The sequence below is a fragment of the Paenibacillus apis genome (genome assembly GCF_018333295.1).
Taxonomy (GTDB): Bacteria; Bacillota; Bacilli; order Paenibacillales; family Paenibacillaceae; genus Fontibacillus; species Fontibacillus antibioticophila.
On the sequence record NZ_BORS01000013.1, the window covers coordinates 125,907 to 143,227 of the forward strand.

The 17,321-nt window shown below is 49.5% G+C and carries 13 protein-coding genes and 2 CRISPR repeat arrays; of the genes, 11 read left to right on the forward strand and 2 right to left on the reverse strand.

Translation table 11 applies throughout. The annotated features are described in order from the left end of the window. Nucleotides 1–14 precede the first annotated feature (14 nt). The 9 genes from KI362_RS18560 (at nucleotide 15) to KI362_RS18600 (ending at nucleotide 13,474) form a co-directional block, all read left to right on the forward strand. A complete protein-coding gene (locus tag KI362_RS18560) occupies nucleotides 15–704 on the forward strand; it encodes a hypothetical protein (protein WP_233500837.1) in 690 nt (229 codons plus the stop codon). 554 nt (nucleotides 705–1,258) lie between these two features. Beyond that, a CRISPR array of direct repeats spans nucleotides 1,259–2,020; the repeat unit is 32 nt; unit sequence GTCGCACCTTACTCAGGTGCGTGGATTGAAAT. Nucleotides 2,021–2,345: 325 nt separating this feature from the next. After that, on the forward strand, nucleotides 2,346–4,778 hold the full coding sequence (gene cas3, locus KI362_RS18565; RefSeq protein ID WP_301629356.1) for a CRISPR-associated helicase Cas3': 2,433 nt from the start codon (nucleotides 2,346–2,348) through the stop codon (nucleotides 4,776–4,778). A 61-nt stretch (nucleotides 4,779–4,839) separates the two neighbouring features. After that, nucleotides 4,840–5,559: a type I-C CRISPR-associated protein Cas5c gene (gene cas5c / locus KI362_RS18570; protein ID WP_301629403.1), complete on the forward strand. Its 720-nt coding sequence runs from the start codon at nucleotides 4,840–4,842 to the stop codon at nucleotides 5,557–5,559. After that, nucleotides 5,556–7,502, forward strand: coding sequence for a type I-C CRISPR-associated protein Cas8c/Csd1 (cas8c, locus tag KI362_RS18575; RefSeq protein ID WP_301629357.1), 1,947 nt, complete (start codon nucleotides 5,556–5,558; stop codon nucleotides 7,500–7,502). The genes cas5c and cas8c overlap by 4 nt, the downstream gene beginning before the upstream one ends. A gap of 13 nt (nucleotides 7,503–7,515) precedes the next feature. Next, nucleotides 7,516–8,379, forward strand: a complete 864-nt coding sequence (cas7c, locus tag KI362_RS18580) for a type I-C CRISPR-associated protein Cas7/Csd2 (RefSeq protein ID WP_044481950.1) — start codon at nucleotides 7,516–7,518, stop codon at nucleotides 8,377–8,379. Next, a complete protein-coding gene (cas4, locus tag KI362_RS18585) occupies nucleotides 8,369–9,028 on the forward strand; it encodes a CRISPR-associated protein Cas4 (protein ID WP_301629358.1) in 660 nt (219 codons plus the stop codon). Before cas7c ends, cas4 begins: the two co-directional genes overlap by 11 nt. Then, nucleotides 9,025–10,056, forward strand: coding sequence for a type I-C CRISPR-associated endonuclease Cas1c (gene cas1c / locus KI362_RS18590; protein ID WP_301629359.1), 1,032 nt, complete (start codon nucleotides 9,025–9,027; stop codon nucleotides 10,054–10,056). The genes cas4 and cas1c overlap by 4 nt, the downstream gene beginning before the upstream one ends. Nucleotides 10,057–10,067: 11 nt before the next feature. Next, nucleotides 10,068–10,358: a CRISPR-associated endonuclease Cas2 gene (gene cas2 / locus KI362_RS18595; RefSeq protein ID WP_301629405.1), complete on the forward strand. Its 291-nt coding sequence runs from the start codon at nucleotides 10,068–10,070 to the stop codon at nucleotides 10,356–10,358. Nucleotides 10,359–10,552: 194 nt separating this feature from the next. Then, nucleotides 10,553–12,701: direct repeats of the CRISPR family, unit length 32 nt; unit sequence GTCGCACCCCACGCGGGTGCGTGGATTGAAAT. A gap of 224 nt (nucleotides 12,702–12,925) precedes the next feature. Beyond that, entirely contained in the window at nucleotides 12,926–13,474 is a 549-nt protein-coding gene (locus KI362_RS18600; protein ID WP_301629360.1) for an S-layer homology domain-containing protein, read from the forward strand. A gap of 108 nt (nucleotides 13,475–13,582) precedes the next feature. Here the strand turns inward: KI362_RS18600 and KI362_RS18605 are convergent, their stop codons facing one another. Continuing rightward, nucleotides 13,583–14,245: a deoxynucleoside kinase gene (locus KI362_RS18605; protein WP_301629407.1), complete on the reverse strand. Its 663-nt coding sequence runs from the start codon at nucleotides 14,243–14,245 to the stop codon at nucleotides 13,583–13,585. A 3-nt stretch (nucleotides 14,246–14,248) separates the two neighbouring features. Beyond that, complete coding sequence (locus tag KI362_RS18610; RefSeq protein WP_301629361.1) at nucleotides 14,249–14,869, reverse strand: deoxynucleoside kinase; 621 nt, start codon at nucleotides 14,867–14,869, stop codon at nucleotides 14,249–14,251. Between the two features lie 251 nt (nucleotides 14,870–15,120). On the opposite strand from KI362_RS18610, the gene msrA reads away from it, so the two are divergent. Continuing rightward, nucleotides 15,121–15,636 carry a peptide-methionine (S)-S-oxide reductase MsrA gene (msrA, locus tag KI362_RS18615; protein ID WP_301629409.1) on the forward strand — a complete coding sequence of 172 codons (516 nt, stop codon included), beginning with the start codon at nucleotides 15,121–15,123 and terminating at the stop codon, nucleotides 15,634–15,636. A gap of 78 nt (nucleotides 15,637–15,714) precedes the next feature. After that, complete coding sequence (locus KI362_RS18620; protein ID WP_212940503.1) at nucleotides 15,715–17,295, forward strand: peptide chain release factor 3; 1,581 nt, start codon at nucleotides 15,715–15,717, stop codon at nucleotides 17,293–17,295. Nucleotides 17,296–17,321: the final 26 nt, after the last annotated feature.

The window sequence follows — 17,321 nt, forward strand, 5'->3', positions numbered from 1 at the left end:
ATGCTTTGAGACAAGTGGCGGACTATGAATTAGAAGGCTGGATTCACTCATACAAGTTGACGGGAGTGAGTCAACAGGGCTGCGTTCAAAGAATGACCTGGCAGCAGCATGTCCAGTATGCGATCGGTCATACGATCAATGACTATTTTACCTTGTCGCCTGCTTTCCGCCTCCATACCTCGATCCAGATTCTACTGAACCGGCGTTGGCCTCGTGATCAGAGCATTTTTCCCGATCCCTCTGTGTACTGGCAGGTATATCATCAGATCGTAGAGCATTTAACGATGGTTACGGGGATGATGATCTACGATTATCCTGTTGCGCTGTACGAGAATTGGAAGACTGAGGTCACAGGGCTGGATATGCAGCTATCTCTCATTGTCCAGGCGGTATGGCAGCAGCGAGGCAATCCTTTGCAAATGAAGGTACAGAAGTTTCTCTTTGAGGATGATCCGGAGGTAGTCGATACTTTTGTCCATCTCGTCAATGTGTTTTGGCATAGTGCCTTCGGCCGGCCCCCTGGAGAGATCGAGGTCTATGCTTTGCTGGAGGGGCATAGGTATTCCTTCACTGGAGAATCACTCAGCCTGTCCAAATCGGCGGATTATGTGAGTCTGCTGGTGGATACTTGGGAGAGAGAGACTCAAGGTGGAGATCGTGGGAGTCAGCAAATTGTTGGCTGTCCGAGGGGGTACCTAAGGTAGTATGATCGCTAAGGCCTCTTATGCGGTGCAAGAGATAATGGAATAAAGTGATATGCACAAAAACTCATCGAATTAATGGTGAGTTTTTGTTTTGAGTTGAAAGGGAATTGAGATTTTTGGGTGAGTAGTTGAAACTCATTCTGGAGACAGAAATATAGGATCATTGGCTCGAATTGGGGAGAATTATGATACACTAGTAACAAATCCTCAAGGTTACTTGAAACCAGAAATCATTTTTTCTGGAGTGCGCCAACACTTTTCTCCATAAGGGCTTAAAGAATTGTATCAGACTATTGTTTGACGATACTTTAGATGCTTCTTCCTCAAGTTGTATGGCTGATTAGCAGGATTATATAAAGGCATTAAAATAAAGGAAAAACTTCTGGTGCGAATGTGAAGCAAACATGATTTCCCTGGGAGATTCACACCAAGATAAGTTACTTTCATTTCTATTTGTGTAATTATAAGATAATTATCAATTGATTTTTAACTCTATATTGGGTAATAGAGGGTTGTTTATACCTTCAAATATCCTTATTCTGTTAAAAAACGGAGTCGCACCTTACTCAGGTGCGTGGATTGAAATCTCCCAATCTTACCACAATCGGCTTAACGTATAGTCGCACCTTACTCAGGTGCGTGGATTGAAATTCTTTCAGCATGCCGAGATGCCGAGCTATGCTATCGTCGCACCTTACTCAGGTGCGTGGATTGAAATAAGTATGATCAGCACATTATCCACCGTCTTGAGATGTCGCACCTTACTCAGGTGCGTGGATTGAAATCGTATACATGGCTTGCATTTATGATCCGATCTTACGTCGCACCTTACTCAGGTGCGTGGATTGAAATCACTAGGGTAAATGGTACCAAGTATCAACAGGACGTCGCACCTTACTCAGGTGCGTGGATTGAAATTAAATCCACCGACAAGCGCCAAAATAGGCTATACGTCGCACCTTACTCAGGTGCGTGGATTGAAATTTGGAGTCTGACTCTGATACCTCCATAGCACTCGTCGCACCTTACTCAGGTGCGTGGATTGAAATAATCTCGGGCAGGTGAATCACGAAACCTTCACCAACGTCGCACCTTACTCAGGTGCGTGGATTGAAATAGTGAAATCAAGGGCCAAGTCGGTGCAACATTCCGTCGCACCTTACTCAGGTGCGTGGATTGAAATTGTTCGTAGAATTTCCGTTCGATCGTGCTATCATAGTCGCACCTTACTTAGGTGCGTGGATTGAAATTCAGCCGACCGGCTTTCCCAGGCTCCGTTAACCTGTCGCACCTTACTCAGGTGCGTGGATTGAAATTATCCTCGATGTACCTGTCAGCCATAGCGTATGCTGTCGCACCTTACTCAAGCGGTGGATCAAATCTCAACTGCCACTTTTCAAAATTAATACCAAAGAGTCCTCTAATGAGCAGTCGTACCCATCAAAAACACCTTTTATTGTGAAAAAGCACAAATAAAAGCCTTCCGATCTTCGGAAAGGTCTTTTTGTTGTTCACTTAATTAACTCCATAAATCATAAAAAATGTTGAATCATGGAAGGGATTGGCGATTTTTCGGCGAAATACATGAATATAAGGAGATAGTTCTCAAGAACTAACTGAAAAGGGTTGGAGGTCAGGCGGTTGGACTATATTGCACATGTGCGGGAAAGTGATGGGGAGCCACAGCCACTGGAGCATCATTTGCTAGGAGCACAGCGATTGGCTGAGTTCGCCGGAGAGGCACTTGGCATTCGGCATATTACGGGTTTGGCAGGCCTACTCCATGATCTCGGGAAATACGCGATAGCATTTCAAAACTATCTGCGTGAAGCTGTAGCTCATCCGGAAGCTCCTCCCAAGCGGGGGAGTGTAGATCATTCTACAGCCGGGGGGCGCTTGCTTTATGATCTTTACCATACAGGAACTATTGAACGTGGTAAGGGAACTCTTGCTGAAATAGTCGGCAATGCCATCATTTCACACCATTCCAGCTTGCATGATTACATCAGTCCAGAACTGGAAATGCCCTATTTACGAAGAGTTCGGGATAAGGAGGATGTTCCTGAATACGAAGCTTGCACCAGACTATTCTTTGAGCGCGTGATGAACCGTGAAGCATTTGAACAATACGTGGAGCGAGCGGTGCTGGAGATGGATGCTTACTTCGCCATTCCGTCCTCATTCACCATGGAAATGAAATGCCTATATCTGACCAAATATGTATTTAGTGCTCTAATCGATGCAGACCGCACGGATACGCGGCGATTTGAGGAGCAGATTGCGGAGAGCGAAGAGCAAGCTCCCAATACGGAGGAACTGTTCGAGAATTATTACACTAAATTAATGGATAAGCTGGGGGGATTGGTGGGTCATACTTCTGCTGCCTCCCGAGTTAACCAACAAAGAAGGGAAATGTCGGAACAGTGCGAGCGTTCTGCGTATAAGCCTTCCGGTATTTACACCTTATCCATCCCTACTGGCGGCGGCAAGACGTTAGCCAGTCTTCGTTATGCGCTCAGACATGCGATAGAGCACCATAAGAAGCGCATTATATACGTCCTCCCATACACCACCATAATAGAACAGAACGCTGCCGAGGTACGGGGGATTTTGCAGGATGATATTCACATTTTGGAGCATCACTCCAATGTGATTGACGAACTCAATGATGATGAGATGGACGATGGCTTGATTCATATTCGGCAAAAATTAAAGCTGGCCAAGGACAATTGGGATTGCCCGATTACCTTTACGACGATGGTGCAATTTCTGAACGTGTTTTACGCCAAAAGTAACCGAAATGTGCGCAGGCTGCGTCACCTTGCGGAGTCGGTCATTATATTCGACGAGGTGCAGAAGGTCCCCGTGTCCTGTGTATCTCTATTTAATGAGGCGCTGAATTTTCTGAATAGCTATGGACAATCCAGCATGGTGCTATGTACGGCTACCCAGCCTGCTCTGGATGTGGTAGAGCATGAATTGCATCTATCCCCTGATGCAGAAATTGTCAGCAACCTGGATGATGTGATTAAGGCATTCAAGCGAGTGGAATTAAGCGACGAAGCAACCTCCAGGGTGTTCACCAATGAGAGCTTGGCTGAGTGGGTGCTGGCTAGGCTGGAAGAGAAGCGGGATATGCTGATTATTTTGAACACGAAGGCTGTTGTTAAGAATCTTTATGAGCGTTTGAAGGGAATGGAGCACGGTGCTGTCGTATATCATTTGAGCACGTCCATGTGTGCGGCCCATCGTAAGACGGAATTGGACAAAATCAGAGGATGCCTGGACAGAAAAGAAAAGGTAATCTGCGTCAGTACACCGCTCATTGAAGCTGGGGTCGATGTTAGCTTCCAGTGCGTTGTTCGCTCATTAGCGGGGCTGGACTCTGTGGCGCAGGCGGCAGGCCGTTGTAACCGTCATGGTGAAGAGTCGCTCCAGCAGGTGTACATGATTGATCATGCCGAGGAGAACTTGAAGCATCTTAGCGAGGTTCGCAAAGGGAAGGACATCACCAAGCGAATGCTTACGGACATGCATCGGGACGAGTCAGCTCATGGTGGGTTTTTATTATCGGACAAGGCATTGAGGTTTTACTTCAAGCAATTCTATGCCGACGTTAGGCCGTTATTAAAATTTGAAATCCCAAAGTTAAAGCAGAACATGATGAAGCTGCTGTTCGCCCAGTTCCAGGAAAATGATTACTTTCAAGACTACTGTCAAAGTTACGCCAAGCGACCGCCCCAGTACCTGCTTAACAGCCCTCGAACAGCGGCCGATCACTTTCGCGTGATCGAAGATTTGACCACCCCGGTCATCGCTCCCTATGGGGAAGGTGCCCATATTATCGCTGAATTGAACGGAGCAAGCCGCATTGAGGATTTGGGTCGCCTGCTGCGCCAGGCACAGCAATATACCGTTAATTTGTTCCCTTATGAGAAGATCAGGCTGGATCAGAATCAAGGACTGGAGGCCTGTCTCGACGGACAAATCCTTGTAATGCGTGAAGGGGCATACAGTGAGGAATTCGGACTGGATTTGGAAAATGATAGCTGGGGAGGCGCCTCTATTTTCTAGTCGACGGTCTGATATCTCTAAATTCTATACGATTCCATGGGAAAGGAGGTGAATGCTGATGATAAGAAATGCTGTGGAGTTTGCCGTTTACGGTGATTACGCCTTGTTTACAGACCCGTTAACCAAGCTTGGGGGTGAGAAGCTAAGCTATCAGGTGCCAACCTATCAGGCGCTCAAGGGCATCGTTGAAAGCATCTATTGGAAGCCGACGCTGCTGATGGTTGTGGATGAGGTTCGCATCATGAATGCGATTCGGATGGAATCCAAGGGAGTACGGCCTATTGATTATAGTGGCGGCAATACACTGGCTAATTACACTTACCTGAAGGATGTACATTATCAGGTCAGATGCCATTTTGAGTTTAATCTCAATCGTCCCGATATGGAATTTGATCGCAACGAAAATAAGCACCATAACATTCTCAAGCGAAGCGTTAAGGCAGGAGGACGACGGGACATTTTTCTCGGCACCCGCGAGTGTCAAGGTTACGTGGAGCCTTGTGTATTTGGGGAAGGCGATAGCTTCTATGATCAATATGGAGAACTTCATTTAGGTACGATGGTGCACGGCATCAACTATCCGGATGAGACAGGAAGGGATCAGATGGAGGTGCGGCTGTGGCAGCCGGTGATGAAGAATGGAATTATCACTTTTGATCGGCCTGAGAGCTGCACTCAGATACGTGTAATTTCACAAATGAAGTCTAAGGTATTTGACGACAGCAATGTCCAATCTGCCGAGCAATTACTGGCCAGTTGGGGAGAGGAGGAGGTTCAGTGAGTTGGCTGCTTAACTTATATGAGACCTATGAGTCCAATTTAGATAGGGTAGGCGAGATTGGATTAAGATACAACCGCGAATATACGCTGCTCCCTGTATCGCATACCACTCAGAATGCCCATATTGAAGTGCGTGTGACCGAGGAAGGAGAGTTTCACTCAGCCAAGGTGATCGACAAGAGTGAAGCCAGTACGCTGATTCCATGTACGGAGAAGTCGGCCAGTCGGGCGGGTGCCGTCATCGCCCCTTATCCGCTGCATGACAAGTTAAGCTATGTCGCAGGGGACTATGTCGCTTATGGAGGACAAATTAAAGGAGAAGAGCCCTTCGCAACCTACATACAAGATTTGCAGAATTGGGCCGAGTCCCCTTATACGCATCCCAAGGTAATGAGCATTTACCGCTATTTGAGGAAAAGAACGTTAATTCGCGATCTCGTCGAAGTCAGTCGTATTCTGGCTGTGGATGATCAGCAACAACTTATTGACAAATGGGACAACAAGTACAGCGATCGATACCCGGAGAAGCCTGGAATTTTCAGTGTAATTGCAGGGGATCAGACCAGCGCCTTTGTTCGCTTCACCGTCTATTCGCCGGACGATCGACTTGAAGAGGTCTGGAAGGACGCTGCGGTTCACGCTTCCTTCATCAGCTACTATCAAGAGAAGCTGGGAGATGAAGACTTTTGTTATGTGACGGGACAAAGGCTCCCTAGTACAGACAAGCACGCGAACAAGATACGTAATTCGGGTGACAAAGCCAAGCTGATCTCAGCTAACGACAAGACAGGCTTTACCTACCGTGGTCGCTTCACGGACAGTCGCGATGCCGCGAGTATAAGCTACGAGGTCTCGCAGAAGGCGCATAATGCCTTGAAATGGCTCATTCAGCGTCAGGGGAAGACGATTGATGACCGGGTCTTCCTGGTGTGGGGTAACACTTCTCTGTATATTCCCGACCCTGGCGAGGACACCTTTGCCCTTGATCCAGAGGCGATGCCAGAGGTGGTCCGCAGATCTAACACGTATGAGACGCTGGCCGCTGAAGTGGCCAAGGCGCTTGATGGGTATAGAAGCAAGATGGTGCAGGCAGAGGTAAGCTCGGCCCAGACAGGCGTGAACATTCTGATCCTCGACTCTGCCACAACCGGGCGTATGGCGGTGCTGTATTACCGGAATATGGACAAGGAGCTGTACCTGGATCGGCTGAAGCACTGGCATACAACCTGCGTCTGGCTCCATCGGTATCGGAAGAATGAACAAGGAGAATTCACGGTCTTCTATGGCGCTCCGGCGACACGCGACATTGCCTTCGCGGCCTATGGTCCGCGTGCAGGAGACAAAGTGGTGAAGGGCCTGATGGAGCGGATGCTGCCATGTATCGTTGATGGCTCCAGAGTACCGCTTGATATTATCAGGAGCCTGGTGAACCGGGCCTCTAACCCGATAGCTTTGGAGCGTTGGGAATGGGAGAAGACGCTTAGTATTACCTGTGCTTTATTAGACAAGCACTTATATGATCGACGGGAGGGAATCGGCATGTCACTAGATGAACAGAACGATGATCGCAATTATTTATTTGGAAGAATGCTCGCTGTAGCCGACGTGCTGGAGAGAAGAGCGTTAGGAAAAGAAGACAGAGCAACCAATGCTATTCGCTATATGAATGCATTCTCTCAGCATCCGGAGCGTACCTGGAGAGTAATTCAGACGGCCTTACAGCCTTATCAGGCCCGGTTGGGGCGTAAAGCAACGAATCTGACCAAAATTATAGATGAGATTGCTTATAAATTTGATCCCAAAGATTTTAACAATCAATCCTTGTCCGGCAAGTATTTGCTAGGGTTTTACAGTCAAAGACATGTGTTATATCAAAGTAAACAACAGGATGCTGCCATTGACACAGATGAATCCCAAGAGGATGAGAACGAATCCAACGAATAAGGAGTGAACGAATATGAGTAGTTTGGATCATAAAATTGATTTTGCCGTAGTTCTGTCCGTAACAGGTGCTAACCCCAACGGTGACCCATTGAATGGCAATCGCCCACGCCAGAATTATGATGGTTATGGTGAGATTTCGGACGTAGCCATTAAGCGGAAAATTCGCAATCGTCTACAGGACTTGGGAGAAGCTATTTTTGTACAATCCAATGACCGTAAGAATGACGTGTATGGTAGTTTGAGAGAACGCGCAGAAGGAAATACACGGCTTAGCGAAGTAGCCAAGAACAAGAAGGCAACTAGTGATGATTTTGCTGAAATCGCTTGTCAGGAATGGATCGATGTTCGCAGCTTCGGGCAGGTATTTGCCTTTAAGGGAGCAGCAAGTGGTGGCGGCGTATCTGTCGGGGTGAGAGGTCCTGTCTCGATTCACGCAGCTCGCAGCGTAGCCCCTATTGATATTACGAGCACGCAGATCACCAAGAGTGTCAACTCTGAGCCGGGTAAGGATCGCGGGTCCGACACCATGGGGATGAAGCATCGGGTAGATTTTGGCGTGTACGTCTTCTACGGAAGTATCAACACGCAGCTAGCCGAGAAGACCGGATTTACGAATGAGGACGCGGACAAAATAAAGCAAGCACTTCTGACTTTGTTTGAAAATGATTTGTCCTCTGCTCGTCCCGAAGGCAGCATGGAGGTACGGAAGCTGTATTGGTGGGAGCATAGTTCGAAGCTGGGGCAATATTCTTCGGCTCAAGTACATCGCTCGCTGGCGGTCAGCTCCAAAGTGGACGAACCACAGTCTTTTGACGATTATGCCATTGAACTGTCTGCACTCGACGGACTGAAGGCCGAAGTGCTGGATGGACGTTAATCGGGACGAAGATGAGCTGATGCTGTCAGGCATCCAGCATTTTCAGTTCTGCAAGCGGCAGTGGGCGCTCATTCATATTGAACAGCAATGGGAAGAGAACGTGGGCACGATCGAAGGACAGCATTTGCACCGGAAGGCGGATCAGCCCTTCGTGCGGGAAAAGCGTGGAGACAAGCTGATCGTTCGGGCATTACCGGTTAAATCTGCCGAACTGGGTATTACGGGAATCTGTGATGTTGTTGAGTTTACACGGGATGAGCATGGCGTACAGATTCAGGGGGCAGAAGGCAAATACACGGCTTGTCCTGTTGAATATAAGCGGGGCAAGCCCAAGAAGGATGAAGCCGATATTCTCCAGTTGGCCGCACAAGCGATGTGTCTGGAGGAGATGCTGCTATGTCCGATTCCCGTAGGCTACATGTTCTACAATGAAATCAAGCGTAGAATTGAAGTGCCGCTGACAGCAGAGTTGAAGGATCGGGTTCGCTCTATTTTCGCAGAGATGCGCGAATATTACCACCGAAGACATACGCCGAAGGTGAAGACGGGCGCTTTTTGCAGTAAATGCTCTTTACAATCCGTATGTGTACCTGAAGTGCTAAATAAGCGTTCCGTCAAAAGCTACATCGAAGGGAAAATCAAGGAATGAAAAAGCTGCTGAATACGCTCTTCGTAAATCAGCCGGACGTTTATCTGTCTCTGGATGGAGATAACATTGTGCTGCTGAAGGATCAGGAGACGTTGGGGCGTCTTCCACTTCATAATCTGGAGTCTATCGTTGCCTTCGGTTATACAGGTGCCAGCCCAGCGTTGATGGGATATTGCGCAGACAGAAACATATCCATCACATTTATGACGATGAATGGACGGTTCCTCGCCCGCGTCATTGGAGCAAGCCGAGGTAATGTCGTACTGCGTAAGAAGCAATACGCCATATCCGAGAACGAATTGCAGTCGGCCAGGGTGGCTCGTAACTTTATACTTGGCAAAATATATAATCACAAGTGGATGCTGGAACGGATGACGCGGGATTACCCGCTGCGTGTTGATGTGGAACAGTTCAAAGAGGCCTCATCCCAGTTATCTGCTACAATGGACGCCATTTGGGAGTGCGATGATCTGGAACGCTTGCGCGGGCTGGAGGGACAGGCGGCGTTTAGCTATAATAAGCTGTGGGATCATATGATTTTGCAACAAAAAGAGGATTTTCAATTTCATACTCGCTCTCGCCGTCCTCCGCTCGATAAGGTCAATGCCATGTTATCTTTGGCTTATACCCTACTGGCTCATGATATGACCTCTGCGCTGGAAGGGGTTGGGTTGGACGCTTATGTGGGCTTCCTGCATCGAGACCGTCCTGGACGCGCTTCGCTGGCACTTGATGTCATGGAGGAACTACGGGGCATTTATGCGGATCGGTTTGTCTTGTCACTTATCAATAAAAGGCTTGTTAGTGCCGGGGACTTCGTCCATAAAGAGAACGGGGCGGTGCTGCTTACCGATGAAGGTCGCAAAACCTTTCTGTCCGCTTGGCAGAACCGCAAGCAAGAGAAGATCAAGCATCCTTATCTCGGTGAAAACATTTCTTGGGGGTTGCTCCCGCATGTACAGGCTCTATTGCTCGCCAGGTATTTGCGCGGCGATCTGGACGAATACCCGCCATTTCTTTGGAAGTAGGTGTATGAATCATACTGGTACTTATCACTTATGATGTAAGCACAACGGATTCGGCCGGACAGCGCAGATTGCGACAGGTGGCCAAGGCTTGCCTCAATTGCGGACAACGGGTGCAGAACTCTGTATTTGAATGCATCGTCGATGCTGCCGAATGGACATCCTTGAGACTACGTCTACTAGAACTCATTGACCCGGAGCAGGATAGTATCCGCTTCTACCAATTGGGCAACCAGTACAAGAACAAGATAGAGCATGTGGGTACGAAATCATCTCTTGATTTGGAGGGGCCGCTTATTCTCTAACGGCCAAAATAGCATAAAATATGCTGGTGCGAATGTGAAGCGAACATGAATTCCCTGGGGGTTTCGCACCAAAATAAGTTACTTTCATTTGGTTATGTGTAAAAATATGGAATTATTTAACCGATTATTTATTGTCTAAGGGCTGAAAATGGCTAATTAAGCTGAATAATACCCTTATTATGTTAAAAATCGGAGTCGCACCCCACGCGGGTGCGTGGATTGAAATGGATCAATCCCATGCTTTTTATGCATATCGAAAAGTCGCACCCCACGCGGGTGCGTGGATTGAAATAGAATCAGATCGTTAATAACACAAAACTGCCAACGTCGCACCCCACGCGGGTGCGTGGATTGAAATCATTACCTTCGATACATAATTTTGTGTTTCTTTCGGTCGCACCCCACGCGGGTGCGTGGATTGAAATACAGTCGCCGATGAAAGTCCAATGACACGCCATGTCGCACCCCACGCGGGTGCGTGGATTGAAATACAGACATTAAGACGGTCAAAGCAATCCGGGAAAAGGTCGCACCCCACGCGGGTGCGTGGATTGAAATCATATTCCAGAACTGTTCCATCCCTCATGCGACCGTCGCACCCCACGCGGGTGCGTGGATTGAAATCGTTCTTATCCTTTAGGCCTGTGTATTGACCTACGTCGCACCCCACGCGGGTGCGTGGATTGAAATCCGTTGAATGTCATAGGCATCAAGAGAGATTACGGTCGCACCCCACGCGGGTGCGTGGATTGAAATTTTCGTAAATCCGGCAGCCAATTCTTTTTCCTTAGTCGCACCCCACGCGGGTGCGTGGATTGAAATATCCATCGCCATCACATAAAAGGATTTTTTACCGTCGCACCCCACGCGGGTGCGTGGATTGAAATGCTCATCGATAGCGGCTATTACAAAAGCTTTTTCCGTCGCACCCCACGCGGGTGCGTGGATTGAAATACCCAATCCAAACCGGTAAGGAGCGCGTTAACCACGTCGCACCCCACGCGGGTGCGTGGATTGAAATCGTTCGATCCTCCGTACAATCGCGCCCGGCGGCGTGTCGCACCCCACGCGGGTGCGTGGATTGAAATCGGCGTAATGTCCTCCGTTGGCGCAGCGTGTTTCGTCGCACCCCACGCGGGTGCGTGGATTGAAATGGGGCAAGCGTGGGATCGACAAGTCGGCGCTCCTTGTCGCACCCCACGCGGGTGCGTGGATTGAAATCGGTATTTCGTCCGCACACCGTCTTTTCCGATTGTCGCACCCCACGCGGGTGCGTGGATTGAAATCGTTTGGGACTCGACGCTGACCAGGCGCTGTTCTTGTCGCACCCCACGCGGGTGCGTGGATTGAAATTCCCAACCCTGCTTCAAGATAGTAGCCATGCCGTCGTCGCACCCCACGCGGGTGCGTGGATTGAAATCTCCTTGAAATTTAATGTTTTTGAAGCCTAGCAGGTCGCACCCCACGCGGGTGCGTGGATTGAAATAAAAGAATAACGAGATCGATGAAGAGATCATAAGGTCGCACCCCACGCGGGTGCGTGGATTGAAATACTATCAAGATTGCTGTGAGTCCGTTTATATCGGTCGCACCCCACGCGGGTGCGTGGATTGAAATATAAACGTCTTGAAGGAATGTATCGATCCCCTCTTGTCGCACCCCACGCGGGTGCGTGGATTGAAATCAAAAAGATGTATCCGCGACGTTATACTGGTACGTCGCACCCCACGCGGGTGCGTGGATTGAAATTCATATAAAGCGCTAACATTAATTTTTTTAATCGTCGCACCCCACGCGGGTGCGTGGATTGAAATGTATGATGCGAACAAAACGCAAAAAAGCCCCAAGGTCGCACCCCACGCGGGTGCGTGGATTGAAATGCCAGAAAGCCCATGAATGCACGTTAGCATCCCTTGTCGCACCCCACGCGGGTGCGTGGATTGAAATAGACCATGAGCTGCCGTGTGATCGGCAAAGGCAGTCGCACCCCACGCGGGTGCGTGGATTGAAATAAGTCTGGTTACTCGCTCCGTCAATGCAGCGATGTCGCACCCCACGCGGGTGCGTGGATTGAAATCAAGGACTTGGGGACTGGTTTAGCGGCATCTGGAAGTCGCACCCCACGCGGGTGCGTGGATTGAAATCGGCCGGGGCAAGCGAATTTGTTTACACACGTAATGTCGCACCCCACGCGGGTGCGTGGATTGAAATCGGAGCTATGGTGGGGTATTGGGAAACAAAAAAGGTCGCACCCCACGCGGGTGCGTGGATTGAAATAGGGAGAAAAGCAACGTATCATCGATACAGCTGTGTCGCACTCCACGCGGGTGCGTGGATTGAAAGGGGGCTCTCCCGATATTAGCTTAATCAAACAGCGGCAGTCTGGGACGCTTATCTTTCGTCCAAGGCAGTCGCTGTCTTTTTTTAGGTCAGACCCAAAGTCTAGTGGGCAGAAGCGTTGGATATTCATCGGTGGTACCGTTCATGAAGAAGGAACGATTCGCGCGGAGATTGGACGCACTGCGAAGTTTGCTGTCTTTGCCTATAAACCGATCGTGATGAACGATATGAATAATCATTGGGCAGCAAGCTATGTCCATCGCCTTGAGGGGATGAATGTCGCAGTTGGTTACCCGGACGGAAGCTTCCGTCCGGAACAGACTGTAACAAGGCTTGAATTTGCGAAATTGCTGACTTCGGCTTTGGGCCTTGAAGCTGCCTCCGGCAACACAAACTTCTCAGACAACGGAGATATCCCGTCATGGGCGCGACCGCACGTCGCAGCTGCCGTTGAAGCGGGGCTGATTCTAGGATATGAGGAAGCCGGGACGACAAGCTTCATGGGGATGCGCACAGTGACGCGAGCGGAAGCAGCCGTTATGACGGCAAGAGCATTGCAGTTCTCTGGTGTGGACGCCGACATCGTGACGGGCAATGTTCCTGAACTGAAAGATGCTTCGGACATTCCAAACTGGGCGAAGCCGTCAATTGATCAGGCCTTGTCAGCGGGCATCCTGAGCGGTTACGCGGACGGCGCCTTCCGTGGGGACCAGGCAACGACAAGAGGCGAAGCTGCTGCGATGGTCTACAAATTGTTGACTGCTTTGGGAATATAATTTCAGAGGACCTGTTTTCTATTGAAAAAGGTGTCCCCTATCATCTGTGATGATTTTGGGACACCTCTTCTATTAATAAAGCTATTAGCTCGCGCGAGCATCCTCTCACTATATTGCTCGCAGCGCTCTTGAGTCCTGAATGATCTTCGCGGCTTGGCAGATGATTTCGTCCAGTGCAGCCTCATCGGTAGCATCGTATTCATCGATATTCAAACGCAGTACCGGGCAGGCGCTAAACTCATCGATCCATTTGGCGTACCGTTGATGCATGTGCTCCCAATACGAAATGTCGGTCTGGATTTCCATTTCCCGGCCGCGCAGACGGATACGATTCAAGATGGACGGCAGTTCGCCTTCCAGGTAGATCAATATGTCCGGGTGCGGAAAATAGGGCGTCATCACCATGGCCTCGAACAGGCTGTTGTAGGTCTCATAATCGATAAGGGACATCGTGCCTTGATCGGCGTGCATTTTGGCGAAGATGCCGGTGTCCTCGTAAATGGAACGATCCTGCACGAAGCCGCCGCCTGCCTCCACGATAGCTTTCTGCTCCTTAAAGCGCTCGGCCAGGAAGTAAATTTGCAGATGGAAGCTCCAGCGTTCAAAATCGTGGTAGAACTTCTCGAGATAAGGATTTGTATCGACCTTCTCCATAGAAGTACGGAAGCCGAGGCGGGCCGCCAAGGCATTGGTCAGCGTGGATTTTCCAACCCCGACCGTACCCGCTACCGTGATCAATGCATCTTTGGGAATGTTAAATTCATGGCTCATCATCTATAAGTGCTCCTTTATCTTGGCAACGATCTGCTCGAAATCCTCCGGACGTTCAACAAAGTCCAGTTTATTGCCGTCAATCGTAATAATGACCGTGTCCGGCTCTTGTGCCCGAATATGTGAGATGGCTGTCTCGTAGTCCTCTACCAGCTGGGACAGATATCCCGCATCGAAGTTTTGTTCAAAGTCGCGGCCGCGCTTCTGAATTCTGTGCAGCAGGGTATCGAGATCCGCCTTGATGTATACGATCAGGTTAGGCTTCGGCAGGTCATCCGTCAACAGATGATAAATCTGCCGGTATTTATCCAGTTGAACGCCGGAGAGCGTGCGCTCGGCAAAAATCATGTTCTTGTAGATATGGTAATCCGACACAATAGGTTGGCGAGTGCTAGCCGGAGTAAGCAGAGTATCGCCTAATTGCTTGTAACGGTTGCATAAGAAGAACATTTCCAGCTGGAAGGCCCATTCCTCGATGTTTTGATAGAACTTATCCAGAAAGGGGTTCTCTTCCACGATTTCCTTCATTAACATAAATTCAAACCGTTGGGCAAGCATCGTGCTGAGCGTTGTTTTTCCTGCCCCAATCGCACCCTCCACGGCTATGTATGGATTTTGCTTCATCTCTTGATGGTCCTCCCAATCCTCACTTGCCTGCAAACAGGCTAAAACATTGTAACACAGATTTCGATATCCCGTGATGCATTCATAGACAAGATAGAGGATATTTTTGCGAAATTCATTTTGGCGCTCAGGTTGTTGTTACATCTAAATTAGAGTAAAATGCTGTCCATAGAATAGCTTGCTCAGACCGGCTTCGGACAAATACCGAATTTTGAAGGGAAGAGCAACGCGTAGAGAGGAACGTGAATGAAGTGCAATTAGCGACTTTTGCGGGAGGGTGCTTCTGGTGCATGGTGACGCCGTTTGAGGAATTGCCGGGCATCGGCGGTATTGTATCGGGATATATGGGTGGAACCAAAGACAATCCTATCTATGAAGAAGTAAAAACAGGCGCAACGGGACATTATGAGGTTGTACAGATTACGTATGATCCGGAGATTTTTCCTTATGAGCGATTACTTGAATTGTATTGGCCTCAAGTGGATCCGACAGATCCGCATGGCCAGTTCCAGGACCGGGGCCCGCAATACAGAACGGCGATCTTCTATCATAATGAACAGCAGCGCGAAGCAGCTCTGCAATCGAAGCTGGCGCTGGAACAAAGCGGACGTTTCGATAAGCCGATTGTAACTGAAATTATACCGGCGAAGACCTTCTATCCGGCTGAGGATTACCATCAGGATTACCATAAGAAGAACCCGAAGCATTATAAGGAGGACCGCGAGCAGTCCGGACGGGATGAGTTCATTCAAGCCAACTGGAAATAAGCGATTGTCTCTGCGTAAGCGGAGTAAAAATATGTTACAATAGAAGCTGTGACTTTGTGAAGCGAGAGGAAAGTGAGAATGAGCACTGGATTGGATAATTTGCAGCAGGAAGTAGATAAACGAAGAACCTTCGCGATTATTTCCCACCCGGACGCCGGGAAGACGACGTTGACGGAGAAGCTGCTCTTGTTCGGCGGAGCGATTCGCTTGGCCGGCTCGGTCAAGGCGCGCAAGGCAAGCAAGCACGCGACCAGCGACTGGATGGAGATTGAGAAGCAGCGGGGGATCTCGGTTACCTCTTCCGTCATGCAATTTGATTATAACGGACATCGGATTAATATTTTGGACACGCCCGGGCACCAGGACTTCAGTGAGGATACTTACCGGACGTTGACGGCTGCGGACAGCGCGGTGATGCTGATCGACGTGGCGAAGGGTGTCGAAATGCAGACGATCAAGCTGTTTCAGGTCTGTGCGAAGCGGGGGATTCCAATATTCACCTTCATTAATAAGCTGGACCGTGAAGGACGGAGTCCATTTGAGCTGATGGAGGAAATCGAGCAGGTGCTCGGCATCCGTTCGGTGCCAATGAACTGGCCAATCGGGATGGGCCGGGAGCTTTGCGGTGTCTATGACCGAATGAAGAACCAGGTGGAGCTGTTCCAGGGAGAGGATCATTCCAAGATCGAGGTCCGCAAGGTTGAAGATTATAATGATCCCAAAATCCGTGAGATGGCGGGCGAATATTTGCACGATCAATTGTGTCAGGATCTGGAGCTGCTCGATGTGGCCGGAGACCCGTTTGACTTTGAAAAAGTAAAGCGCGGCGAGCTGACCCCGGTATTCTTCGGCAGTGCAGTTAATAACTTCGGAGTGCAGACGTTCCTGGAGAATTTCCTGCAGCTTGCGCCTAAGCCGGAACCTCGCCGCAGTACCTCGGGACTCGTGGAACCGACGAACGAGAAGTTCTCGGGTTACGTCTTCAAGATTCAGGCCAACATGAATCCGGCTCACCGGGACCGGATTGCGTTTCTGCGTATTGTATCCGGGAAGTTCGAACGCGGCATGAGCGTGAAGCATGTGCGGGCCGGCAAGGAGATCAAGCTGTCCCAGCCGCAGCAATTCCTCGCCCAGGATCGGGATATCGTGTCGGAGGCTTATCCTGGAGATATTATCGGTCTGTTTGATCCGGGAATTTTCCGAATCGGCGATTCCTTGAGCCAGAACAGCGAGGTCGTATTCGATGAATTGCCGACGTTCTCGCCGGAAATATTCGCCAAGGTTACCGTCAAGAACGCGCTCAAGCATAAGCAGTATCAGAAGGGAATCGACCAGTTGACCGAGGAAGGGACCATTCAGGTGTTCACGACGGTCGGCTTCGAGGATACGCTGCTGGGTGTTGTCGGGCAGCTCCAATTCGAAGTGTTCGAGTACCGGATGAAGGGGGAATACGGCGTGGATGTTCAGCTTCAGCGCATGCCGTTCCAATTCGCCCGCTGGATTGTTGCCGACAAGGTCGATCCGTCCAAGTTCCGGATTAATTCAACACTGGTGAAGGACAAGAAGGGCAATTATGTTGTCTTGTTCGAGAATGAGTACGCGATGCGTACAGCCATGGAGAAAAATCCGGACGCCAAGTTCCTGGAGACTGCGCCGTAAGGAGATTTCTTCAAGAGTTAGCTAGA